This is a genomic window from Pseudomonas sp. AC242 (assembly GCF_979258655.1).
Genome location: NZ_OZ409873.1, coordinates 2,343,375 through 2,367,240, shown reverse-complemented (window position 1 = coordinate 2,367,240; position 23,866 = coordinate 2,343,375). Strand labels below are relative to the sequence as shown.

Here is a 23,866-nt window from a genome sequence, read left to right as displayed (position 1 = left end):
TGATTAGCTGCCTGAAATGCGATAGTTTGTCCCACTGATAGAACAGTTGGATTTCCCTATGCAAGACCTCAACGATCTCTACTATTTCGCCAAAGTCGTCGAGGCTGGCGGTTTTGCTGCGGCCGGGCGATTGCTCGGGATTCCCAAGTCACGGCTGTCGCGGCGTATTGCCGAACTGGAAGAACGCCTCGGTGCGCGTTTGCTGCAACGTACCACCCGGCAACTCAATCTCACCGCCGTTGGCGAACGTTATCTGCGTCACTGCCAGGCGATGTTGCTGGAAGCGGAAATGGCCGATGAGGCCGTGGCGAGCATGTCCAGCGAGCCGCGCGGCCGTTTGCGGGTCTCCTGCCCCACCGGTCTGGCCCGGGAAATGTTGCCGTGGGTCATCAGCGAATTCCTCGGCAAGTTTCCTCAGGTGCAACTGGAAGTCGTCCTGCTCAATCGTCGGGTCGATCTGGTCGGCGAAGGTTTTGATGTCGCATTGCGCGTGCGTGAACACGGTGATGAGGATCCGCTGCTGGTGACCCGGCGTTTGCGTCAGGCACAAATGGTCGTGGTCGCCAGCCCGGCGTTTTTACAAGGCCAGACGATCAATCATCCGCAAGATCTGAAAAATCTGCCGGTGTTGGGGGCGCTGGAGGCCGATCGCATGGTGCATGTGCGTTTGCTCGATCAGCAGGGCCACAGTTTTGAACTGAACATGGAAGCCCGCCTGGGCATCGATGACTTTGTCGTACGCAAGACCTGCGTTCTGGCCGGTCAGGGGTTTACGCTGTTGCCGATGATGTATTGCGAGGCGGAGCTGGAAAACGGCACGCTGGTGCAGATGCTGCCAGAGTGGTCACTGCCCGGCGGCTGGCTGCAAGCGGTGTATCCGCATCGACGCGGCGTAATGCCGGCGGTGCGCGCATGGATCGATCATCTGGTCGAGTCGTTCAATGCCTGTGGGGAGCGGTTGTTATGAGCAAGGGAAAAATGAGCGAAGCCGACGTCGCGGCATTCTGCCTGGCATTGCCGGGCGCTCGGGAAGATTACAAATGGGGTGGCGTGCGGGTGTTTTCGATTGCCGGCAACAAGATGTTTGCCTTGCAGGGGCTGCGTGGCGATTCGTTGGCATTCAAGGTCGACAAGGATCTGTTTCTCGGTCATTGCGACCGCCCGGGGATTCATCCGGCGCCTTATCTGGCGCGGGCGCAGTGGATCATCATGCATCCGCCCTACCCGTTGGCTGCCGAGGAACTGAAGGGGTTGTTGCAGCGTTCGCATCAACTGGTGGTAAGCAAGTTGCCGAAGAAAACCCAAATCGGTTTGTTGCTGTAACCCCAATCCCCCTGTGTAGGAGCTGCCGAAGGCTGCGATCTTTTGATCTTTTAAAAAGCAAGATCAAAAGATCGCAGCCTTCGGCAGCTCCTACATAGGGAATTGCGGTGTATTCAAAACAGGGTCAGCAGATTCGAGCCGAGAAACAGCTGGTTGATCCAGAACACTTGGTGCAACACGACAATCACCCAGAACAAAATCTGAAACGACACCTTGCGCGTCTTGTGCCGGAACACCTGCTGGGCGATCAACGCGCCCGGCCAGCCGCCCGCCAGCTCTACCGCATGCAGGATGTTCTCCGGTGTGCGCCAGGCATCAGCGCGCGCCTTGCGCTTGTCCGCCCAATACATGAAGAACGCCAGCACGCTGACGATCCCGTAAGCGGCCAGCGGGACCAGCGAAATCCCGCGCAGCCACATCGACAACGAGCCGTACAGCGGCAACGCGCAGACGATCAGCAGAACGACCAGTTTCAGCTTCAGGTTCTGGATGTTGTTGCCGCCCGAAGGTCGTCCTTCGGGGCGGCGTGCGCGGGAGTCACTCATGGCTTGGCCGCCGCCCAATCGATCCAGCCAAACTGCCACGTCGCCAGAATCACCAGACCAAACACGATCCGATACCAGGCGAATGCCGCATAGCTGTGGCTAGCGATGAACTTGAGCAAACCGCGCACGGCGATCATGGCGAAGATGAATGCGGTGACAAAACCGATGGCGAACACCGGAAAATCCGCCGGGACAAACAGGTCGCGATACTTGTAGCCCGAGTAAACCGCCGCACCGACCATGGTCGGCATCGCAAGGAAGAACGAGAACTCGGTAGCGGTCTTGCGCGACAGGCCGAACAGCAAACCGCCAATGATCGTCGAGCCGGAACGCGAGGTACCAGGGATCATGGCCAGGCACTGCGCAAAGCCGACCTTGAGGGCGTCTTTCCAGGTGATCTCGTCGACCGTTTCCGCATGCACTGCATGCTGACGCTTTTCCGCCCACAACATGATGATGCCTCCCACCACCAGTGCGGTCGCGACGGTAATCGGATTGAACAGATATTCGTGGATCAGGTCGGCAAAGATCACGCCCAGCACCACGGCGGGCAGAAATGCGATCAGCAGGTTAGCGGTGAAACGCCGTGCGCTGGGCTGGGTCGGCAAGCCGATGACCACGTCGAGAATCTTGCGTCGAAACTCCCAGACCACCGCGAGGATCGCGCCGAGCTGGATGATGATATTGAACGCCATGGCCCGTTCGCCGCCGAACTCGAGCAAGTCGGCCACAATGATCTGGTGTCCGGTACTGGAAATGGGCAAAAACTCCGTCAGCCCCTCTACAACTCCTAGTATCAGTGCCTGCAAGGCCGTCCAAAGATCCATCAATCCCCCAAAGAGCGATGCGCGCTGGCATGCCCCGATAGTATTTTTTTACGTTCACTGCGATCAGCGTAGCTGGTTGTGGCTGTACCGATTCCGCGCGCACAAGATCCATACGAAACGGTCAAAATTCCGTGAAATATCAATTTGGATTCAGGTTTTCACGCGCGGGGCCGAAATCCTAACAGACAAGCCTTAATAGCGCTGCCGCGTTATACGACTTGGGTCGCGTATGCCCGCTCACAAAATCGTGGTTGGATGCTGGCGGTCGTTTATTACAAGAAAAAGAATCCGGAGTGACAGCGTTATGAACAGCTTGCGCAGTGTGTCGATCAGCCGACGCTTGTGGCTCATCTTGATTGTGGCGGTGGTCATGTTGCTGACCTTGGGCATATTGATGCTCAAGCAGATCCACGACGATCTCTATCACGCCAAGGCCCAGAAAACCCAGCACGTGGTGCAGACCGCCAGCGGCCTGCTGACCTATTACCACGACCTCGAAACTGCCGGCACCCTGAGCAAGGACGCCGCGCAGAAACAGGCGCTGACAGCAATTCGTGGTTTGCGCTATGACCAGAGCGATTACTTCTGGATCAACGACCTCACACCCGTGATGGTCATGCACCCGACCAACCCGAAACTCGAAGGCCAGAACCTTTCGGCGATCCGCGATCCGGACGGCTTCGCGGTGTTCAACGAAATGGTCGCCATCGCCCGATCCAAAGGCGCCGGCATGGTCAACTACCGTTGGCCAAAACCGGGCGCCAGTGAGCCGGTGGCCAAGACTTCCTACGTCAAACTGTTCGAACCGTGGGGCTGGGTGCTTGGCTCCGGGGTTTACGTCGATGACGTACAGGCGGAGTTCCAGGGTCAGGTGATCAAAGCCACGGTCATCGGCCTGGCGATTGCGCTGATCATGGCGTTGCTGGTGATCCTGATCGCGCGCAGCATCGTCCGTCCGCTACAGGAAACCGTGAACGCCATGGCCAACATTGCCAGCGGTGAAAGCGACCTGACCCGCAGCCTCGATACCCATGGCAAGGATGAAGTCACCGAGCTTGCGCATCACTTCAATGCCTTTACCGCCAAACTGCGTCGCGTGATCGGTGATTTGCAGGTGTCGGCCAGCGCCTTGGGCCAGTCGTCCAGCGAACTGGGCAACGACGCTTCGCAGGCGCAACAGCGTAGCCAGCAGCAGTCGCAGCAGATGGAACTGGTGGCGACGGCGATCAACGAAGTGACCTACGGTGTGCAGGATGTGGCGAAGAACGCCGAGCACGCCGCCGCCGAAATGCGCGATGCCGAAGCGCAGGCGCAACAGGGCCAGATCAACATCGATGGCAGCTTGCAGCAGATCGACAAGCTGTCCGGCACCATCGATCAAGCGGTTGAAGTGATTCGCACCCTCGCCGCCGAAAGCACACAGATAGGCAGTGTACTGGAGGTGATTCGCTCAATTGCCGAGCAAACCAACCTGCTCGCGCTCAACGCTGCAATCGAAGCGGCCCGGGCCGGTGAGCAGGGTCGCGGGTTTGCCGTGGTCGCCGATGAAGTGCGCTTGTTGGCGCAGCGCACGCAGAAGTCGACAGCGGAAATCCAGTCGATGATCGAACGCTTGCAGAACCATTCCGAGGCGGCCGTGAAGGTGATCGGTGACAGCAGCAAGGCATCGCAACTGACCATCGAGCAAGCCGGGCTGGCGGGGGCGAGTCTGAATGCCATTGGCCAGGCGTTGCGCAATCTCAATGGTCTGAATGCGTCGATTGCCAGCGCCACGCTGCAACAGGCGCATGTGGTCGAGGACATCAATCAGAACGTCACGCAAGCGGCCGGCCTCTCGCACAGCACAGCGATCGCGGCCGAGCAATCGAGTGCGGCCAGCCTGCGCCTCGGCCAATTGAGCGAACAACTCAACGCCCTCCTGCGCCAGTTCCGCGTCTGACCCGTGTAACTCTGGTGAGTCCCCCCTCACCCCGGCCCTCTCCCCGAGGAGAGGGGGCCGACCGAGGTGTCTCAAGCTATACGTCGACCTGAAAAATCGAGTCGATTATGGATTCAACGCAGAAAGATCAGGTCGGCGTATCTCGAACATCCAACTCGGTCAGTCCCCTCTCCTCTGGGAGAGGGTTAGGGTGAGGGGTTTGGCCCAATGCAGTACAATCCGCCCCCTCCTCAATTTCCCCCAAGGAACCGCCATGTCCGGGCTTGAACTGTTTGCCGCCGCCCTTGGCGTGATCGCCGTGTGGCTGACGGTCAAACAGAATCCGTGGTGCTGGCCGATCGGGCTGGTCATGGTCTTGCTCTACAGCTGGATCTTCTTTGAAGTGAAGCTGTACTCGGACATGTTGCTGCAAGTGATCTACGCCGCGCTGCAAGTCTATGGCTGGTGGCAATGGACCCGCGCCGGGACGATGCATGACGGTCGTGAGGTCACTCTCCTCGATCAACGCTCTATCCTGATCGGCCTCGGTGCTGGCGCGATCGGCAGCCTGTTGCTCGGCGCGGCCATGGCCCATTGGACCGACGCCGCGCAACCGTGGCTGGATGCAGCACTCACCGGTTTCAGCCTGGTGGCACAACTGTGGATGGCGCAGAAACGCCTGCAATGCTGGGCGCTGTGGTTCGTGCTCGATGTGATTTTTGTCGGCCTGTTCATCTATAAGGGGCTGTACCTGACCGCTGCGCTGTACGGGCTGTTTACCTTGCTGGCGATTCAAGGCTTTCGCGAATGGCGCGCCGACCCGGCGTTGCGCACATGAAGGTCGTGGTCCTGACCGGGCCCGAATCCACCGGCAAGAGCTGGCTGGCGGCGGGCCTGCAACAACGCTTTGGCGGCGTGCGGGTGGATGAGTACGTGCGCCGCTTTATCGAGCTCAATCCCCGTGATACCTGTCAGGCTGACATCCCGGAAATCGCTCAGGGCCAAATGCAATGGGAGGATCAGGCGCGAGCGCAGCAGCCTTCGTTGCTGATTCTCGACACTCACTTGTTGAGCAATATGCTATGGAGCCAGACGCTGTTCGGTGACTGCCCGGCCTGGCTGGAATCCGAGCTGTTGGCACGGCATTACGATCTGCACCTTCTTTTGTCCCCGGAACAGGTCGACTGGACTGATGACGGTCAGCGCTGCCAACCGGATCTGCACGAGCGAATGGCGTTTTACCGTTCCACGCGAAACTGGCTGGAAAACCATCACCAGCGTTTTCAGATCATTCAGGGCAATTGGGCCGAACGCCAGACTCAGGCATTTGCCGCCGTCGAGCAATTGCTGAGGCAGTGACCCGGTCAAAGGGTCAACTGCCCCACGACTCCCCCCTGTTTTGGGGGCAAAGTGTCCGTTCCTGAAACACTCCGTGAGTTGCAAAGTGCCCGTTTCAGCACTGTTCACTGCTTTGTCATCCGAGTTGTTACGCAACTGATACACACCGCGGCAAACCCTTGTTCCAGAGCTTTGTTCAGCCAATGGACAGGTCGGCGCACCAGTGCGTGTATCAAGCCTGAAACAGCCTGTGTATCAGACGTGCGCATTTATTTTCCAACCCTTTGAAATTACAACGCTTTTAAAAAGCGGCACAGCTTTCGCTCTCTCCTTCACAACGCTGACTAGGGCCAGCCCACTGAAGAAGGAATTGCAGCCGTGGGGAATATCCAAAAAGGTTTGACCTGCCTTCTGCTGATCGGATCAGCAGCCAGTACGTTGATCAGTTTCAATGTGCAGGCAGAAGGTAACGGCGTGATTGTTCTCGATCGCGATGTTCAGCCTATCCCGATCGGTCGCAACGGTGGCAAAGACCCCTACCCGACCACCGTCAATGCCAACCCGTCCGCACGCATCAATTCCACTATGAACAGCACCGAATTGAGCGATGGCGACTTCGCCGGCGTCGCCAGCGGCAGCGCGTTCCGCACCACCAACAATGTCCAGGCCGGCGCCAACATGCCAGGCCTCAATACCCTCACCAATCCCAACGGCATGCCCGGCATGAGTGCTGGCCACGGTGGCGGTTCCGGTGGCGCGATTTCCGGCACGATCAACCGCGCCATGAGTTCCGGCCTTGCGCCATTGACCCGCATGGCCGGAGGCCAATGAAATGAATCGTTCACTCCTTCTGCTCGCCTTGCTCGGTTGCACCACTGTCATGGCTGCCGATCCCGCTTCAGTGAACAACGCCAACATTCAGGATTCCGGGGTTCAGTACCGCGGCAACTTCAACGTCAACCAGGCGGCTGGCGATCAAATGCAACAGGCCAACGTCAAGGCTGTGGCGATCGGCACCGGATCCCATGCCAGCACCAGCGTCATGCAGAAAATCGATACGCCTGCCTCTCGCTCGATGGACGCCAGCGCAACCATCGGCGGCACCTCTTTCAGCAATGGCAACGGCATCCTTGGTGTGAACCAGGGTGCCGGGGCCAACAACCAGATGGCCAACGTCACGCGCGTCAGCATCAGTGCTGCCCCGCAGAGCGTTGACGACAGTGCCCTTTCACAACAGAACGTGGCGCTTTTACCGAGCTCAGGAGCAACTGGTACCTCATCCGGCAGTCGCCAGGTCACGACAAGTGATCAGGCCTTCACCGGCAGCCGCGGGGTAATCCAGGTGAACCAGAGTGCCGGGGTGGGGAACCGAATGGCTAACACCCTGAGCATCCGGGTCGCTGACTGACCCAAACAACAAAAAGCAGTGCAATTAGAAAGTACCAACACTTAACCAACTAATAAGCACGATGGAGAAACACCATGAAACCTACAATGGCTCTCAAACCACTGGTTTTCGCACTTGCAGCAGTGATGGCAATCGCAGCACAGGCAGGCGGTCGTGATGACAACAACGGTCATGGTAACGGGCATGGCAATGGACACGGCAACGGTCACGGCCAGCCACAAGGTCCAAATCTTGAACAACTGCTGCAGATCACCGCAGGCGCCGGCGCCGCTGTACTCGACGCGCAAAACAGCGACGGCAACGTGGTGAAAAACCAGGGCACTCTGAACAACGCCAATGCCAGCGACTCGCTCAATGGCTCTAACGGCAACATGGGCGCCAACGTTGCAGCCGGCGACGGCAACCAGCAGGACAACGCCGCCGCGCTGGCTACTGCCGATGAAAGCTTCATCTTCGGCAACGCTGTTGCTGCCTCGAGTGCAACTCAAGTCAACAACAACAACTATGTGAAAAACTCGTCCACCTTCAATAACGCTACGCTCAACAATGCAGGCAACAATGGTTCCGGCAACATCGGCATCAACGTGTCTGCAGGCAACTTCAACCAACAGAAAAACAACCTCGCAATCGCCGTATCCGGTGGCCGTGTAGCCACTGCCGCTGCTGCCGCCAACCAGTCTTCCACTGGCCTGGTTGTCGACAACAAAGGCGTGCAGACCTACAAAACCGATACCCTCACTGGCACCTACGCGGCCGCTGGCGTGTTTAAAGCCAAAGGCACTGCAACCATCGAAGATGATGACCACGGCGGTTATGGCAATCGTGGCGGCGGCCACGGTGGCAACGATGACCAGAAAGCCAAGTTCGAAGCCGTCGGTACTTTTGGCCTGGCTGGCGTAACCACCCAACAGGTGATGACCAAAGATGGCTGGAAAGCCCCTGTGGTCAACAATGCCAACATGACCAACTCGATGAACAACTTCTCCGGCAACGGCGGAGCCAACGTCTCGGCGGGTGTGGGCAACCAACAAAGCAACTCGCTGTCCATCGCTGCTGGCTGCAGAGCCTGCCTGTAATCGCGATCGAAACGAAAGCCCCGGCAACGGGGCTTTTCCTCAGTCCGCAAAGGCGTATCGATCATGCGTAAGACTGCCCTCCTCACTCTGCTTTTCGTCTGTGGCCTGACTCAGGCCGGTCAGATGCCCGTGGCTGCCCTGCCGGGTGGCACGCTCGTCTACAAAAACGTGCAGAGCATCCGCGAGCGCAAGTTTGCCGACATCGTCGAACAAAAAACCGATTTCAGCTGCGGCGCTGCTGCACTGGCCACGGTATTACGCCAGGCCTATTGGCTCGACGTCGATGAGGAGCACATCATCAAAGGCATGCTGGTCAACGCTGACCAGGACCTTGTTCGTACGCAAGGGTTCTCCATGCTGGACATGAAGCGCTACATAGAAAGCATCGGCATGCGCGCCAGGGGTTACAAGATTCCACCGGAAAAGCTCGAAGCGGTAACGATCCCGGTGGTGGTACTGATGGAAATTCGCGGCTACAAGCATTTCGTCGTGTTGCAGCGTTCGGACAAGGATTGGGTTTACATCGGAGACCCGGTTCTCGGCCATAAGCGTTACAAACATGACGACTTTGTCAAAGGTTGGAACGGCATTGTCTTTGCCATCGTCGGTCCCGGATATGACAAGGTCAACGCCTTGCGCAGCCCTCCGGTGCCCTTGACAGCCAAGAACAAGCTCGACGGTTTCAACCCTGTCAAAGATGCTGAATTGATGGATTTCGGGTTCATTCAGAGCGACTTCTTTTAATCGCCGATTATAGAAAATGGGACTGGATGTCCCGGGAGCAGCAGATGAAAACCTCATACTGGCTGGCCGCCGCCTGCCTGGCAGCGAGCGCATCGGGCTACGCCAATGCAGGATTCAAACCCATAGAAATCAAGGACCAGGAGCTCGCCGAGCTGCGTGGTCGGTATGTGATGCCGGGGCGGATTATCAGCTTCGGCATTGTCATGAGCAGTACCTGGCGCAACGCCAGTGGCGATCTGATCGGGGCGTCTGCATCCATGCAGGTGCAACAAACCACCATCAAACCGGAATTTTACGTGTCGACCATCAAGGAGATGGGCAACGGCAATACGCCGGAACTGGGCACGGGATCGATTATCGGTGGTGCCGGCCTTAACTCATCGTCGGGCGTGACGCAGAGCGTACGCGCGGCGGGTGACGGCAACACGGCGAACAACAACGTCGCCATTAACGTCAAGGAAGCCAATCAGGCGCCAGCACTCGCCCCCGTACAGGGCCAGGCCCTGATGGCCGGCCAGACTATTTCCGGCAGTAATGCCGCCGGCAATGTCGCAGTGTCGGCAACCGGTACGGGTGGCGTGCAAATGGCGATACAAGCCAGCGGCAATCAAGGCACGGCGCTGCAACAGGTCGCTTCGAGCGGTCTCTTGCAAAACACCCGTCTGCTCGGGAGTGCCAATGTGGTCAACAACCTGACTCAACTTAACGTCGTACTCAATAATAACGGCAGAAGTGCCGGCGCACTGGATTGCAACCTGACTCAACTCGGGGCCCTACGCAGTATTGGATATTGAACTACGCTGAGTCTCGATCATTGGGCTTAAAGGGACGGCTTATTCATGTATCGATCAGTATCACTGCGTGCCGCAGTGTGTTTGAGCACTCTTCTCCCTGCGGCGATGCTTCAAGCAGCACCGGACGCAGATGTAGAGGCCCTGAAACAGGAACTTCTGGAGCTGAAACAACGATACGAAGTACAACAAAAAGCCCTTGCGGTACTTGAACAACGAGTCCGCCAGGTTGAAGAGCAACCCGCCGCCCCACCGCCAAAACGGCTGGCCAAATCGCCATCGGACATGAAAGGCAATCGCGTCGCCACCGGCACCGGTGCGGCAGCAGCATCAGGAGGCGCCGCCGGGGGCAGTGGCGCTTCTTACGGGCAGTCGCTGGCGGACGATTCGCAACCGGCGCAGAGCGTTTCCAACCTGTACGACGAGGCCAGCGGCTTCTTCGGCGGCGGCAAGTTCAGCGTCGAAACCGGCATCACCTACTCGCGCTATGACACCCGTCAGCTGATTCTCAATGGCTTCCTCGCACTCGATTCGATCTTTCTCGGCAACATCAACCTCGACCGGATCAAGGCTGACACATGGACCCTCGACCTGACGGGCCGCTACAACTTCGATAACCGCTGGCAGTTCGACTTGAACGTGCCCGTGGTGTATCGCGAATCGACTTATCAGTCGGGCGGCGGCAATGAGGGCGCGGCGGGTGTCACCACAGAAGAAACCGTCACCAAGGATCCAACCATTGGCGACGTCAACTTCGGCATCGCTTACAAATTCCTCGACGAGTCGGTCAATACACCGGACGCGGTCGTCACCTTGCGGGTCAAGGCGCCAACCGGCAAGGATCCGTTCGGGATCAAACTGCGCCAGACCAATGCCAACTCCAATCTGTTTGTACCTGACACCCTGCCCACCGGCAACGGCGTCTGGTCGATCACGCCGGGCATCTCGCTGGTCAAGACGTTCGACCCGGCGGTGCTGTTCGGCAGCTTGTCCTACACCCACAACCTGGAGGAGTCGTTTGACGACATCAGTTCGACGGTCAACCAGAAAAACCCGGGCAAGGTAAAGATCGGCGACAGCTTCCAGATCGGCGCCGGTATAGCGTTTGCGCTGAACGAGAAGATGAGTATGTCGTTCTCGGTGTCTGATCTGGTGCAACGCAAGAGCAAGCTGAAACAGGATGGCGGGGATTGGGAATCGGTGGTGTCCAGCGACGCCAACGCCGGCTACTTCAACGTCGGCATGACCATTGCGGCCACCGACAACCTGACCATCGTACCCAACTTGTCCATCGGCATGACGGATGATGCCCCGGACTTTTCCTTCAGCCTGAAATTCCCGTACTACTTCTAAGCAAAAGTAAAAGATCGCAGCCTTCGCCAGCTCCTACAGGGATTACACAAATCCGAAGTAGGAACTGCCGAAGGCTGCGATCTTTTGATCTTCAGGTATCTAACGAATCTGGTGTTTATGCAGCAGGCGATAGAACGTCGGCCGTGATACGCCGAGGACTTTTGCGGCAACGCTGAGGTTATCGCTGTGCCGATTCAACACATCGCACAGCGCCTGGCGCTCGGCGCGAGTCTTGTAGTCTTCCAGCGTGCCCATGGGCGTAGCGATCGAATGCTGGCTGATCAACCCCAGATCACGGGCCTCGATCTGCCGGCCTTCGGCCAATACCAGCCCACGCCGCACACGGTTGGCCAATTCACGGACATTGCCCGGCCAGTCATGCTTGCCCATGGCAATCAGCGCGTCTTCGCTGAAACTGCGTGGGCGTCGGCCGGTTTCATGGCTGTAGAAGTGCGAAAAATGGTTGGCCAGCATCGACAGATCACCGTGACGTTCACGCAGCGGCGCGGTGACCACTTGCAACACGTTGAGCCGGTAATACAGATCTTCACGAAATCGCTTTTTCTCGATGGCCGCCTCTAGGTCGACGTGGGTCGCTGCCAGAACGCGCACATCCACTGGGATCGGCTGACTGCCTCCGACACGTTCGATGTGCCGTTCCTGCAGGAAGCGCAACAGATTGGCTTGCAGTTCCAGCGGCAGATCACCGATCTCATCCAAAAACAATGTGCCGCCATTGGCCGCCTCAATGCGCCCGATCTTGCGCTGATGGGCGCCGGTAAACGCACCTTTCTCGTGGCCGAACAGCTCGGACTGAATCAGGTGCTCGGGAATTGCCCCGCAATTGATTGCCACAAACGGTTTGTTGTGACGCTGGGATTGCCGATGCAGCGTGCGTGCAACCAGTTCTTTACCCGTGCCGCTTTCACCGCGGATCAATACCGGCGATTCGGTCGGCGCCAGTTTGCTGAGCAATTTGCGCAGTTCGCGGATCGGTTTGCTGTCGCCAAGCAATTCGTGCTCGGGCTGATCCACATGAATCGTGCCCTGCCCGCGCAAACGCGCCATGCCGAATGCCCGGCCGAGGGTAACCTGCACCCGCGACACGTCGAACGGCAAGGTGTGAAAATCGAAAAACCATTCACAGACGAAGTCACCGACGTTTTGTAAACGCAGGACTTCCTGATTGAGCACGGCGATCCATTCGGTGCCGCTGCGACTGATCAGTTCCTTGACGGCTTCAGGTCGTTCGAGGTGAAACGGCTGCAATCGCAACAAGCCGACATCACAACTTCGATCGGCGGCATTTTCCAGAGTGCAGCTATCAACATCCCAACCTACGGCGCGTAATCCGGGCAATAAGCGGTGGCAATCGTCGCAGGGATCGACCACCAATAAACGTCGTAACGCTGGCGCTTCGCTCATGACTGTTCCTTGGCGCCAAATTATTAGAAATGATTGTAAAAACAGTCATTTGGCAGACCCGACTGTAACATTAGCAAGATTTTGACAGGGCCTTGTATCGATTGCTTATAGGTGTACAAGCAAACACGTTATAAGAACAGAAGTTGTTAGTCAGCTATCTACTAATTTCTGCCTTAACCTTTCAGTGAGCTTTCAAAAACCTGTCTGTAAAGCAACGCCATGAAAGAAAGTTGAAATTTCTTTGTTTCATGTGTGACCCGCCTGCGGGTTCGGTGCATCAGTACAAGTACCAGCCGAACGGTAAGCCCAACCGACGGCACATCACTTGATTGGGCACGACAGAGAGAAAAATCCATGACCGCCCCGCTCCGTATCAACGAAGCTCTTCTGATTGCCAACCACGCGTTCAAACCTTTCCAGTGCGTGGCCTGGGCGCCACAAGACGGCAATGGCGAACTGAGCCTGACCGTGATTGACCGGACCAATAACAGTATCGGTCGCAAACAGATCCCAAGCAGCGCCTACTCTGATCCGGCGCAACTCGAGCAACTGCTGCAGCAGGCGCGCGCTGAACTCAGCAAAGAAGGTCACTTGCTGCAATCCTGGTCGATGCCACACTAACAACCGGGTAATGCGGATGACGTTCAGGTCATCCGCCCTCTTCCCTTAGTTGCAGTCTTTTTAACCCTCCGTACTTTTGTACAACTATTTGCAACGTGTTCAGGCTTAACTGCTTGGGCGGCTTGCTATTGGTTCAAAAAGACACTGTTCTGGCACAGTGCGACCCTCCACCTGTTAGTTCTTACAGTTGTACTTCTCCCGGTTCAGGGATTGAATGTTCCGCTCATGCAGTTACCCATCCGGTTTCCGGTCCAGGTCAACTCGCAAGGAGATGCGTGCATGTCCACTCTGAACACTTTTGCGCTGCCGGCGGTATCGACGTCTTTATTGAGCCGAGCCGGTCAACTCGACAGAACATTTGCCGCCACCGGCGTCGCTCAAGTGTATTTCACTGGCAGCGTCTCCAGCCTGACCGAGGACATTGCCCTCGATGCGCAGGGGCGCGTTCTGGTCGCAGCAAAGGTCGGCGTCGCTACCGGCAGCCGATTCGGCCTGGCGCGGATGCTGGCCGATGGCTCGGCCGATCTGACCTTCGGTGATAACGGCAGCGTGATCGACACCTTTGCCCCGGGTTTTGAAGCCACGGCCGGCAAAGTTCAGACGCTACCCGACGGGCGCATCCTGCTGGCCGGGCTGCATTATGAAAACGCTTATCGCACCCTGCCCGCCCTCGCCATGTTCGATGCCCAGGGCAAACCGGATGTGCGCTTCGGTGACAACGGTCGCCAGGTGGTGCGCCTGCCGGGCGATTTGTCCATGGGCAGCCGTGACAGCTGGTTGCCGCCAGGTGTGCCGGGGGCCGAAGCCAGCGATTTCGTCGTTCAGGACGATGGCCATATCCTGCTCATCGCCAATCACCACTTCGAACTCGCCGACCATGCCGGCATGCTGATTCGCCTCAAACCCGACGGCCGCCTGGATGAAACCTTTAATGGCCGTGGCTTCGTGATGGTTCGCCACTTGCTGCTCAATACCTGGCTCAGCAGCCTGCTACTGCAAAGGGACGGGCGGATTGTGGTGGCAGGTTCCATCGATTTTCCGCAGGAAGGTCTGTTGGCGCGCTACCTGCCCGACGGCCGCCTCGACGAGCGTTTCGCCGTGGACGGCTTCATGGCCTTCAAGGCGCACGGTAAAAGTGCTCAGGTCAGTCAGGTGATCGAAACCTCAGAGGCACTGCACTGTTTCGGCAGCAGTCGCGACCCGATTCGCTGCCTGGCATTCAGCCCGCACACAAACGGTCGCCCTAACCTGCACAACCATGGCGGCCAGCCACAATTATTGGAGATCGGCCCCAGCGGCTGCCAATGGAGCGCCGCCCAACGCATGGCGGACGGCCGCATCATCGCGGTCGGCGCAACCATTGGTGGAATCGAAGCGGACTTTATCGTCGCCCGTTACTCGAGTGATGGCGGCCTGGATCACAGTTTTGGCGACGGCAAAGGCTGGCTGCGCACGCGCTTGGGGCGCAGCCTGGACACAGCCAATTCGCTGGCTGTGCAAGCGGATGACGCGATCCTTGTCGGCGGTTATTCGCTGGATGGCAACTATCGGGCGATGGTGGCGCGGTATCTAAATTCATAGGCGAGCCGTATTAACCGTTCGTCGGGAATGGCCTTGTACCTGTAATTTCTGACAGTAGACGTCAACCTTGATCGGGCATCAGATAGCAGGGCGCGCAGAACATTGCGTGCTCTACCCGAAAAAGGAATTTTGATATGAACGATCTAGTGACACCGTCCAAACATCGCACATCGGTTGAACTGTCCTCAGTAAGCGCCGAGCTTGAAGCGCCGAGGATTCTCTCAATCACCAATGGTGACGATATCTCCATCCCACCTGGCGGCACTACCACGAACGGCAATCTGTCTTTTGTCGGTTCGGCGGAGCCGAATCAGTTAGCAGTGATGCTGGACAATGGGATTCCCGCACACCACCTCGTGACTGTTGACGAACGTGGTCATTTCAGCGCCCTGCTGCTTGATCAGGCACGGGGTATTCACGCATACAGCGTGACAACCTCCGATGGTCAAGTGTCAGCGACGTGGACTGTTGAAGTGGATGTCAGCGAAAAGGTCTCAATCGACTCGGTTTACGATGCTGCCGGTACGCCCGTCGGAAACGGTGAGACTACATTTCAAAATGAACTGAATTTTATTGGCAAGGCCGCGCCTGGCAAAGTAGTGGAGTTGGTGAATAACGGCACAGTGCTAAGCCTCCTGAATGTCGGAACAGACGGGCATTGGAGCGCCAACATCAAGGATCTCAAGACAGGCACCCAAAACTTCATCGCTCGGGAAACCAATGGGCAGCATTCCTCGTCATGGCGGATCCTGATAAAGCAACCTGCACCGATCAGCATCCAATTTGTCTTGGGCAATGAAAGTTTCCAATTGATCGGCAATCAAGAAACCACAACCGATCGATCAGTGACATTGGTGGGTACGGCAAACCCCGGTGAAACAGGCTGGATTGTCGACTATCACCGTGACTTGGTGCCCTTCGCTGCAAATGAACACGGTGTTTACTCCGCAAAAATCGAAGACCTGAAAGAAAACTTGGTTCACACCTTCAGACTCCGATCCGACCTAGGGCGGCTCTCGGCGCCGTGGGCAATCAAGGTGATTTCGTCGAAATTGCGATAAACGCTTTCCGGCGACAGACAAGGGCCCGTCGAGTCGTGACTCGGTGGGCCTTTGTCATTCCAGGGTGAAACATGCCAGGCTTGCAAAAAAGACATCGGTCAAATCCGGTAACACCTTGAACTTGCCCGCCACATCCGGCAACTTGCGCGCTTCTAAAAGACAAGGAGCAACCGATGTCCGGTTCTATGGCCCAGGCGTTCGCGCAAAACTTTCTCGGACACTCGCCACGCTGGTACAAGGCGACCATCGTCGGTTTTCTTATCCTTAATGCGCTGGTGCTGTTCACGGTTGGCCCGGTAGCGGCCGGCTGGTTGCTGGTGATTGAATTCATCTTCACCCTGGCGATGGCGCTCAAGTGCTATCCGCTGATGCCCGGTGGCTTGCTGTTGATCGAAGCGTTGCTGCTGAAGATGACCACGCCGCAGGCGCTTTACGATGAGCTGGTGCACAACTTCCCGGTGATCCTGCTGCTGATGTTTATGGTGGCCGGCATCTATTTCATGAAGGATCTATTGCTGTTTCTGTTCTCGCGGCTGCTGTTGGGCGTGCGGTCAAAAGCGGCACTGGCCTTGATGTTCTGCTTTCTTTCGGCGTTTCTCTCGGCGTTTCTCGATGCTCTGACGGTGACTGCGGTAATCATCAGTGCAGCGGTCGGTTTCTATTCCGTCTATCACCGCGTCGCCTCCGGCAATGATCCGCGCCAGGACAGTGAGTTCGCTGACGACCAGAACCTGCCAAAACTGCATCACGACGATCTGGAACAATTCCGCGCCTTCTTGCGCAGCCTGCTGATGCACGGTGCGGTCGGTACGGCATTGGGCGGCGTCTGCACGCTGGTGGGCGAACCGCAGAACCTGCTGATCGGCCACGAAATGGGTTGGCACTTCGGTGAGTTCTTCCAGAAGGTCGCACCGGTTTCGCTGCCAGTGCTGGCGGCGGGTCTGGTCACCTGCGTGCTGCTGGAGAAACTGCGCTGGTTCGGTTACGGCACACTGCTGCCAGACAACGTTCGCACGGTGCTGGCCAACTACGCCGCCGAAGACAATGCCGAACGCACAGCTCGCCAACGCGCCGCGCTGCTGGTGCAAGGTGCAGCCGCACTGATCCTGATCGGTTGTCTGGCGTTTCACATCGCGGAGGTCGGCCTGATCGGCTTGATGGTGATTGTGTTGATCACCGCGTTTACCGGTATCACCGACGAGCATCGTCTGGGCAGCGCATTCAAGGACGCCATGCCATTCACGGCGTTGCTGGTGGTGTTTTTTGCGGTGGTCGCAGTCATTCACGATCAACAGTTGTTTGCGCCGCTGATTCAGTGGGTGCTGGCGCTGCCGGTCGAACAACAACCGGGCATGTTGTTTATCGCCAACGGCCTGTTGTCGGCGATCAGTGACAACGTGTTTGTCGCGACGATCTACATCACCGAAGTGAAACAGGCGTTCCTCGCCGGGCACATGAGCCGCGAGCATTTCGAGACATTGGCGATCGCGATCAATACCGGTACCAATCTGCCGAGCGTGGCGACGCCAAATGGTCAGGCTGCATTCCTGTTTCTGCTGACCTCGGCGATTGCGCCGCTGGTGCGTTTGTCGTACGGGCGGATGGTGTGGATGGCGTTGCCGTACACGTTCGTCATGGGCCTGTTGGGCTGGTACGCGGTGAGCTACTGGCTCTGATCAACACCGCGTAAAAACTGTAGGAGTGAGCCTGCTCGCGATAGCGGTGTGTCAGCCCAGGAAATGGTGACTGATGCATTGCTATCGCGAGCAGGCTCACTCCTACATTTGGTTTTGCGTGCTTTCAGTGAGGGAGGATGTATTTCTCGATGGCCTGGGCGACGCCGTCTTCGGTGTTCGGCGCGGTGACCACGTCAGCCTGACGCTTTACCGCCTCCTCCGCCTGCCCCATGGCAATCGACAATCCCGCGCAATGAAACATCGCCGGGTCGTTGCCGCCATCACCGATGGCCGCTGTCTGTTCCAGTGGAATCCCGAGATGCGCGGCCAGGGTCGCCAGTGCGGTGCCTTTGTTGGCCTCCAGCGCCGTGACATCGAGATACACCGGTTGCGAGCGTGACACTTGTGCCATGCCATTGACTTTGGGCAACAGGCGCGCCTCCAGCTCAATCAACAGTTCAGTGTTGTTACTGGTCGCGACAATCTTGTCGATACGCTCCAGATAGGGCTCGAAACTCTCCACCACCACCGGCGGATAACCGAGGCCATGCTGTTCGCGCGGCACCATCGGCCCGTGCGGATCCTTGAGCAGCCAGTCACCGCCGCTGAACACCCAAATTTCCACATCAGGCTGATCGGCGAACGTTGCCAGGGCAATCAGCGCCGTCGTCGCCGGCAGGTAATGCGCAACCAGCAAACTGCCATCCGGATTGACGATGGTTCCACCGTTGAACGCCGCTGTCGGCAGATCAACGCCCAGGGCTTCGATCTGCTGCAACATGGCCTTCGGTGGTCTGCCCGTGGCGAGGCTGAACAACACGCCGGCCTCGCGCAGCGAGCGCACCGCGTCAATGGTGCGCTGACTCAAACTGTGATCGGGCAGCAACAGTGTGCCGTCCATGTCGCTGAGCAGAAAACGGACAGGTTGTTTCGGCAATTCACTCATCCCAGGCCATGCCAGACGCGACCATCGCGAGTCAGCAGATCTTCGGCAGCCTGCGGGCCGTCTTCACCGGCGGCGTAGGTCTGCACACTTGCATCCTGCTGCCAGGCATCAAGGAACGGTTGCACCGCACGCCAGCCATTCTCGATGTTATCAGCACGCTGGAACAGCGTCTGATCGCCGGTCAGGCAGTCGTAGATCAGCGTTTCGTAACCGGTCGACGGCTGCATCTCGAAAAAGTCCTTGTAGGCAAAACCAAGTTCGATGTTGGCCATGTTCAACGCCGGCCCCGGCCGTTTAGCCAGCAGGTCGAACCACATGCCTTCGTTCGGCTGGATCTGAATACGCAGGTAGGTCGGCTGTAATTCGTCGACTTCGGTGTCACGGAATTGCGCGTACGGCGCCGGTTTGAAGCAGATGACGATCTCGGTGTCGCGCACGCTCATGCGTTTGCCGGTGCGCAGGTAGAACGGCACGCCGACCCAGCGCCAGTTGTCGATCATCACCTTGAGTGCAACGTAGGTTTCAGTGTTGCTGTCAGGTGAAACGTTGGCCTCCTGGCGATAGCCGTTCAGCGCTTTGCCGTCGACTTCGCCAGCGCTGTACTGGCCGCGAACCGAGTTGGCCCGTGCCTCTTCAGTTGTCCAGGGACGAATCGCGCCAACCACTTTGGCCTTCTCACCGCGAACCGCGTCGGCGCCGAATGCCGCCGGCGGCTCCATGGCTACCATGGCGAGCAACTGGAACAGGTGATTGGGCACCATGTCACGCAGGGCGCCGGTGTGTTCGTAAAAACTGCCACGGGTTTCGACGCCGACGGTTTCGGCGGCGGTAATCTGCACGTGGTCGATGTAGTGATTGTTCCAGAACGCTTCGAAGAGGCTGTTGGAGAACCGGCTGACCAGAATGTTCTGCACGGTTTCCTTGCCCAGATAATGGTCGATCCGATAGATCTGCTTCTCGGACATCACCTTGAGCAAACAGGCGTTCAACGCTTCGGCAGTTTGCAGATCGGAGCCGAACGGCTTCTCGATCACCACCCTTCTGAAAGCCTCAGGGGTTTCTTCGAGCAGTTTCGCGGCGCCCAGTCGGCGCACCACTTCACTGAAGAAACGCGGCGCGGTGGCCAGGTAGAACACCGCATTGCCGGTGCCACTGTCGGCGATTTTCGCCGCCAGCGCGGAATAAGTGCTGTCGTCCAGGAAGTCGCCCTGGACGTAGCTGATACCTTTGGCGAGCTTGGCCCACAAGGCCGGATCCAGCATCTGATCGCCCTTGCCGACTTTTGCCGCCACTTCGGTACGGATGAAGTCTTCGAGCTTCTGCGCAAAGGCCTCATCGGTAATGGCGTTGTGGTCAACGCCAACGATCCGCAGATTTTCGTCAAGCAAGCCGTCGCGACTGAGGTTGTACAGCGCCGGCATCAGCAAGCGCTTGACCAGGTCGCCGTGGGCACCGAACAGAAACAGCGTGGTCGGTGGTGCGGGTTCTGCCTTGGATTTTCTGCGGATCGTATGGGTCATTTCTTCGGTGTCTCCACGTGGCCGCCGAAGCCGAAGCGCTGGGCCGAAAGAATCTTGTCGCCAAAGGTCCCCTGGCCGCGCGAGCGGTAGCGCGAGAACAGCGAGTTCGACAGCACCGGTACCGGCACCGCTTGTTCCATGGCCGCTTCGATGGTCCATTGACCTTCGCCGCTGTCGGCAACAGAGCCGGAGAAGCCGTCGAGTTTCGGATCGCTGGCCAGTGCATCAGCGGTCAGGTCGAGCAACCACGAGGACACCACGCTGCCACGACGCCAGACCTCGGCGATGTCAGCCACGTTCAGATCAAAACGCTGATCTTCCGGCAGGCGCTCGCTGGACTTGGTCTTGAGGATGTCGAAGCCCTCGGCGAACGCGGCCATCATGCCGTACTCGATACCGTTGTGAATCATCTTCACAAAGTGCCCGGCACCGGCGGGACCGGCGTGAATGTAGCCATGTTCGGCGCGGTGGTCGTCGGACTTGCGATCCTTGGTGCGCGGGATGTCACCCATGCCCGGCGCCAGTGCGGCGAACAACGGGTCGAGGCGCTGCACGGTTTCAGCGTCGCCGCCGATCATCATGCAATAGCCGCGCTCCAGGCCCCAGACGCCGCCGGAAGTACCGACGTCGATGTAGTGCAGGCCCTTTTCGGCCAGGGTCTTGGCCCGGCGAATGTCATCCTTATAGTTGGTGTTGCCGCCGTCGATGATGGTGTCGCCGGCTTCGAGCAAAGTGCTCAGGGTGTTGATGGTGTCTTCGGTTGGCGCGCCGGCCGGCAGCATGACCCAGACCGCACGCGGTTTGGCCAGGCCGGCAACCAGTGCCGGCAAGTCGGCGACGCCGGTGGAGCCCTCGGCGACCAGGTTATCGATGAAAGCGGTATTGCGGTCGTAAACAACGGTGGTGTGACCGTTGAGCATCAGACGTCGCGCAATATTGCCGCCCATGCGGCCCAGTCCAATAATCCCGAGTTGCATGTGCTGATGCTCCTTACTACAAATAAATGTGTGTCATTGGTTATAGCCCAACGCGACTGATGGAGGTTAGTCCAGAGCGTTGCGATGAAGTTTCCGGGCATTGTGCCCGAATCAGACTGATAACGCCCCGAAACGTGGCGAAGACACACCGACCATGAAAAATAAAAAAGTTCCATTCACGGGCAAAAGAAATCAAAATCGGCGCCGATAGTAGATCAGTACCCCAAATGGGGACGACCTACAGTTGATGCACGCCATTTGCGAGGTGAGCAATGGGCACAGTACACACAGCAATGCCGCCACAAACCCTGTACGTGACAATCCGTCGCGATGAATTGCGTCAGTTGAAAGACGAACGCGACCAGTTGAAGCAGGAGCTGGCGCAGCTGCGCCTGTTGACCCAAGGTGTGCAACCGCAACCTTTGCCGGTCGTTCAGCGTCATCCCCACGCTTGATCCCCCGCCTGATTCGGGAACGGCCGCCGCTGTTCCCGACATGATGCATCGCTGCCCGCTTCTCTATGGAACAAAGGCAGCAACTCACAAACTTTTCACATTCTCTTCGTAATACTCCGCCCCATTCTGGCCGTACCTGCGCGTACGGCTTCCGTTCGTCGGCTTCATGGATGTTCCGGCGGTGGTTGTAACGAGTGAGCTGGAGCGCCGAATGGCATTGTTCAAACGCAGCAAAACGACTGCGACAGGTTTCGACTGGGCCGGTTTTCTCTGGCTGTTTGTATTCTTCTGGTACTTCTCGGGTATCACCCAACTGCTGATTCAGCTGACTGGCACCTCGGGCTTTACCGGGTTCCGTCAGGCGTTCGTCATGAGCGCGATCTGGCTGGCGCCGATGTTGCTGTTCCCCAAACGCACCAAACTGCTCGCCGCGATCATTGGCGTGGTGCTGTGGGCCTGCTCGACGGCCAGCTTGGGCTACTTCTTCATCTATGAGCAGGAATTCTCGCAGAGCGTCATCTTCATCATGTTCGAGTCGAACATTTCTGAAGCTGGCGAGTACATGACCCAGTACTTTGCCTGGTGGATGGTGCCGGCGTTCCTCGCCCATACCGCGTTCGCCTATTTCCTGTGGACACGCCTGCGCCCGGTGTACATGCCCCGAGGTCGTGCGCTGGTGGCGGCAACCGCGATCGTGATCGCTGTAGTCGGTTACCCGCTGGTCAAACAGACCCTGCGCATGGGCACCTTCGCCCAAGGCTTCGAGAAATTCGAAACCCGCATCGAGCCGGCGGTGCCATGGCAGATGGTCGTGGCCTATCACCGTTATCAGGAAACCCTCGCCGACATGCAGGGCATGCTGCACAACGTGAGCAAGATCCCGCCACTGAAAAACCTTCAGGACGCCTCGGCCGATCAGCCGAAGACTCTGGTACTGGTCATCGGTGAATCGACCAACCGTCAGCGCATGAGCCTCTACGGCTATCAGCGCAACACCACGCCGGAACTGGACAAGCTCAAGGATCAACTGGCGGTGTTCGACAACGTCGTCACCCCGCGCCCGTACACCATCGAAGCGTTGCAGCAGGTGCTGACCTTCGCTGACGAAGAGCATCCGGATCTGTACCTGTCGACGCCGTCGCTGGTCAGCATGATGAAACAGGCCGGTTACAAGACCTTCTGGATCACCAATCAGCAGACCATGACCAAGCGCAACACCATGCTCACGACCTTCTCCGAGCAGGCCGACGAGCAGGTGTACCTGAACAACAACCGCAACCAGAACGCCGCTCAATACGATGGCGACGTGATCGAGCCGTTCAACAAGGCGCTGGCTGACGCGGCACCGCGCAAGCTGATCGTCGTGCATTTGCTCGGCACACACATGAGCTACCAGTACCGCTATCCGCCAACGTTCGACAAGTTTCAGGATCGCAACGGCGTGCCACCGGGTGTGCGTGACGACCAGGTACCGACCTACAACAGCTACGACAACGCCGTGCTGTACAACGACTTTGTCGTTTCGAGTCTGATCAAGGATTACGCCAAATCCGATCCGAACGGTTTCCTGTTGTACCTCTCCGACCACGGTGAAGACGTGTTCGACTCGGTGGGCCACAAGACCTTGGGCCGCAACGAAAACAAACCGACCGCGCCGATGTACACCATCCCGTTCATGGCCTGGGCTTCGCCGAAGTGGAAAGCCAGCCACGACTGGAACTTTGCCGGTGATCTGGATCGCCCGTACAGCAGCTCGCACCTCATCCATACCTGGGCCGACCTGGCCGGTTTGAGCTTCGATGAACTCGACCGCAGCAAGAGCCTGGTCAGCGACAGCTTCAAGGCGCGGCCACTACTGATCGGCGACCCGTACCAGACCGAGCAGCGCGCGCTGATCGACTTCAGCCTGATGAAGCCGAAGAAACCCGATAACGCCGTCGCCGACGCGGCGGAGCAGTAACACCGAAGGGGCCTGAAACGGCCCCTTTTTCATGTCCACTGCTAGCGAAGGACTGATCGCCATAAACCAAAGGTGCCGATGTGCAGCAACTGGCCCACACGGCGGTGATGTGGTTGAGCGATGGCTGGATGTAGTTGCCATTTAAACTCCGGTGTTTAAAAGACACCTCCAGACACGCCTTCGAGGCTACACATCCTTGCGCCATTGCCTACAGCTACGCCAGAATCCGCCGGCTTGTGCGCTTTGGGGGCGGGTTCTATTGTGGGTCGGTCGCTGACGAATCAGCGATCGGGTTTAGCAGCTCGGCAATTTTCAAGGCAC

Annotated in this window: 23 protein-coding genes; 17 read left to right on the top strand and 6 right to left on the bottom strand. The window is 58.0% G+C overall.

Features of this window, described 5'->3' with window-relative positions; translation table 11 throughout:
- Positions 1-58 precede the first annotated feature (58 nt).
- Entirely contained in the window at positions 59-967 is a 909-nt protein-coding gene (locus ACZZ0A_RS10710) for a LysR substrate-binding domain-containing protein (RefSeq protein WP_007914788.1), read from the top strand.
- Positions 964-1,323: an MmcQ/YjbR family DNA-binding protein gene (locus tag ACZZ0A_RS10705; protein WP_123375180.1), complete on the top strand. Its 360-nt coding sequence runs from the start codon at positions 964-966 to the stop codon at positions 1,321-1,323. Before ACZZ0A_RS10710 ends, ACZZ0A_RS10705 begins: the two co-directional genes overlap by 4 nt.
- 113 nt (positions 1,324-1,436) lie before the next feature.
- On the opposite strand, the gene ACZZ0A_RS10700 is transcribed toward ACZZ0A_RS10705, so the two are convergent.
- The gene (locus tag ACZZ0A_RS10700; RefSeq protein WP_463543007.1) at positions 1,437-1,868 is read right to left on the bottom strand and encodes a DUF1294 domain-containing protein; all 432 of its coding nucleotides are present in this window, start codon (positions 1,866-1,868) and stop codon (positions 1,437-1,439) included.
- Positions 1,865-2,695, bottom strand: a complete 831-nt coding sequence (locus ACZZ0A_RS10695) for an undecaprenyl-diphosphate phosphatase (RefSeq protein WP_463543006.1) — start codon at positions 2,693-2,695, stop codon at positions 1,865-1,867. The genes ACZZ0A_RS10700 and ACZZ0A_RS10695 overlap by 4 nt, the downstream gene beginning before the upstream one ends.
- 304 nt (positions 2,696-2,999) lie before the next feature.
- Between ACZZ0A_RS10695 and ACZZ0A_RS10690 the strand changes: the two genes are divergently transcribed.
- The 9 genes from ACZZ0A_RS10690 to ACZZ0A_RS10650 all read left to right on the top strand — a co-directional run bounded on the left by ACZZ0A_RS10690 (position 3,000) and on the right by ACZZ0A_RS10650 (position 11,323).
- Positions 3,000-4,634, top strand: coding sequence for a methyl-accepting chemotaxis protein (locus ACZZ0A_RS10690; RefSeq protein ID WP_463543005.1), 1,635 nt, complete (start codon positions 3,000-3,002; stop codon positions 4,632-4,634).
- A gap of 253 nt (positions 4,635-4,887) precedes the next feature.
- Entirely contained in the window at positions 4,888-5,451 is a 564-nt protein-coding gene (pnuC, locus tag ACZZ0A_RS10685; protein WP_447785367.1) for a nicotinamide riboside transporter PnuC, read from the top strand.
- Positions 5,448-5,972: an AAA family ATPase gene (locus ACZZ0A_RS10680; protein WP_463544087.1), complete on the top strand. Its 525-nt coding sequence runs from the start codon at positions 5,448-5,450 to the stop codon at positions 5,970-5,972. The genes pnuC and ACZZ0A_RS10680 overlap by 4 nt, the downstream gene beginning before the upstream one ends.
- Before the next feature lie 357 nt (positions 5,973-6,329).
- Positions 6,330-6,782 carry a hypothetical protein gene (locus ACZZ0A_RS10675; RefSeq protein WP_007914809.1) on the top strand — a complete coding sequence of 151 codons (453 nt, stop codon included), beginning with the start codon at positions 6,330-6,332 and terminating at the stop codon, positions 6,780-6,782.
- Position 6,783: 1 nt separating this feature from the next.
- Complete coding sequence (locus ACZZ0A_RS10670) at positions 6,784-7,359, top strand: hypothetical protein (protein ID WP_007914811.1); 576 nt, start codon at positions 6,784-6,786, stop codon at positions 7,357-7,359.
- Positions 7,360-7,433: 74 nt separating this feature from the next.
- Positions 7,434-8,435, top strand: a complete 1,002-nt coding sequence (locus ACZZ0A_RS10665) for a hypothetical protein (protein ID WP_007914813.1) — start codon at positions 7,434-7,436, stop codon at positions 8,433-8,435.
- A gap of 63 nt (positions 8,436-8,498) precedes the next feature.
- Positions 8,499-9,179: a C39 family peptidase gene (locus ACZZ0A_RS10660; RefSeq protein WP_007914815.1), complete on the top strand. Its 681-nt coding sequence runs from the start codon at positions 8,499-8,501 to the stop codon at positions 9,177-9,179.
- 44 nt (positions 9,180-9,223) lie between these two features.
- The gene (locus ACZZ0A_RS10655; protein WP_007914817.1) at positions 9,224-9,973 is read left to right on the top strand and encodes a hypothetical protein; all 750 of its coding nucleotides are present in this window, start codon (positions 9,224-9,226) and stop codon (positions 9,971-9,973) included.
- Positions 9,974-10,018: 45 nt separating this feature from the next.
- A complete protein-coding gene (locus ACZZ0A_RS10650) occupies positions 10,019-11,323 on the top strand; it encodes a hypothetical protein (RefSeq protein ID WP_123375174.1) in 1,305 nt (434 codons plus the stop codon).
- Positions 11,324-11,422: 99 nt separating this feature from the next.
- Here ACZZ0A_RS10650 and ACZZ0A_RS10645 read toward each other — a convergent pair whose 3' ends face one another.
- Positions 11,423-12,748, bottom strand: a complete 1,326-nt coding sequence (locus ACZZ0A_RS10645; RefSeq protein WP_007914820.1) for a sigma-54 dependent transcriptional regulator — start codon at positions 12,746-12,748, stop codon at positions 11,423-11,425.
- A 354-nt stretch (positions 12,749-13,102) separates the two neighbouring features.
- Between ACZZ0A_RS10645 and ACZZ0A_RS10640 the strand changes: the two genes are divergently transcribed.
- The 4 genes from ACZZ0A_RS10640 (at position 13,103) to nhaB (ending at position 17,687) form a co-directional block, all read left to right on the top strand.
- The gene (locus ACZZ0A_RS10640; RefSeq protein ID WP_007914821.1) at positions 13,103-13,369 is read left to right on the top strand and encodes a hypothetical protein; all 267 of its coding nucleotides are present in this window, start codon (positions 13,103-13,105) and stop codon (positions 13,367-13,369) included.
- Between the two features lie 279 nt (positions 13,370-13,648).
- Positions 13,649-14,950 carry an NHL repeat-containing protein gene (locus ACZZ0A_RS10635; protein WP_007914822.1) on the top strand — a complete coding sequence of 434 codons (1,302 nt, stop codon included), beginning with the start codon at positions 13,649-13,651 and terminating at the stop codon, positions 14,948-14,950.
- A gap of 134 nt (positions 14,951-15,084) precedes the next feature.
- Entirely contained in the window at positions 15,085-16,011 is a 927-nt protein-coding gene (locus ACZZ0A_RS10630) for a hypothetical protein (protein ID WP_463543004.1), read from the top strand.
- Positions 16,012-16,184: 173 nt separating this feature from the next.
- Complete coding sequence (gene nhaB / locus ACZZ0A_RS10625; protein WP_007914825.1) at positions 16,185-17,687, top strand: sodium/proton antiporter NhaB; 1,503 nt, start codon at positions 16,185-16,187, stop codon at positions 17,685-17,687.
- A gap of 124 nt (positions 17,688-17,811) precedes the next feature.
- Here the strand turns inward: nhaB and ACZZ0A_RS10620 are convergent, their stop codons facing one another.
- The 3 genes from ACZZ0A_RS10620 to gnd are packed head-to-tail and all read right to left on the bottom strand — an operon-like array spanning position 17,812 to position 21,130.
- Entirely contained in the window at positions 17,812-18,633 is an 822-nt protein-coding gene (locus ACZZ0A_RS10620) for an HAD family hydrolase (RefSeq protein ID WP_095113271.1), read from the bottom strand.
- Complete coding sequence (gene zwf, locus ACZZ0A_RS10615) at positions 18,630-20,153, bottom strand: glucose-6-phosphate dehydrogenase (protein WP_007914830.1); 1,524 nt, start codon at positions 20,151-20,153, stop codon at positions 18,630-18,632. Before zwf ends, ACZZ0A_RS10620 begins: the two co-directional genes overlap by 4 nt.
- A complete protein-coding gene (gene gnd, locus ACZZ0A_RS10610) occupies positions 20,150-21,130 on the bottom strand; it encodes a phosphogluconate dehydrogenase (NAD(+)-dependent, decarboxylating) (protein WP_007914838.1) in 981 nt (326 codons plus the stop codon). The genes zwf and gnd overlap by 4 nt, the downstream gene beginning before the upstream one ends.
- Positions 21,131-21,402: 272 nt before the next feature.
- Here gnd and ACZZ0A_RS10605 point away from each other — a divergent pair, with 272 nt between their 5' ends.
- Together ACZZ0A_RS10605 and ACZZ0A_RS10600 are read left to right on the top strand one after the other, a co-directional pair.
- Positions 21,403-21,585, top strand: a complete 183-nt coding sequence (locus ACZZ0A_RS10605; RefSeq protein ID WP_007914840.1) for a DUF6026 family protein — start codon at positions 21,403-21,405, stop codon at positions 21,583-21,585.
- Between the two features lie 211 nt (positions 21,586-21,796).
- The gene (locus ACZZ0A_RS10600; RefSeq protein ID WP_463543003.1) at positions 21,797-23,545 is read left to right on the top strand and encodes a phosphoethanolamine transferase CptA; all 1,749 of its coding nucleotides are present in this window, start codon (positions 21,797-21,799) and stop codon (positions 23,543-23,545) included.
- The last annotated feature ends 321 nt before the right edge of the window (positions 23,546-23,866 follow it).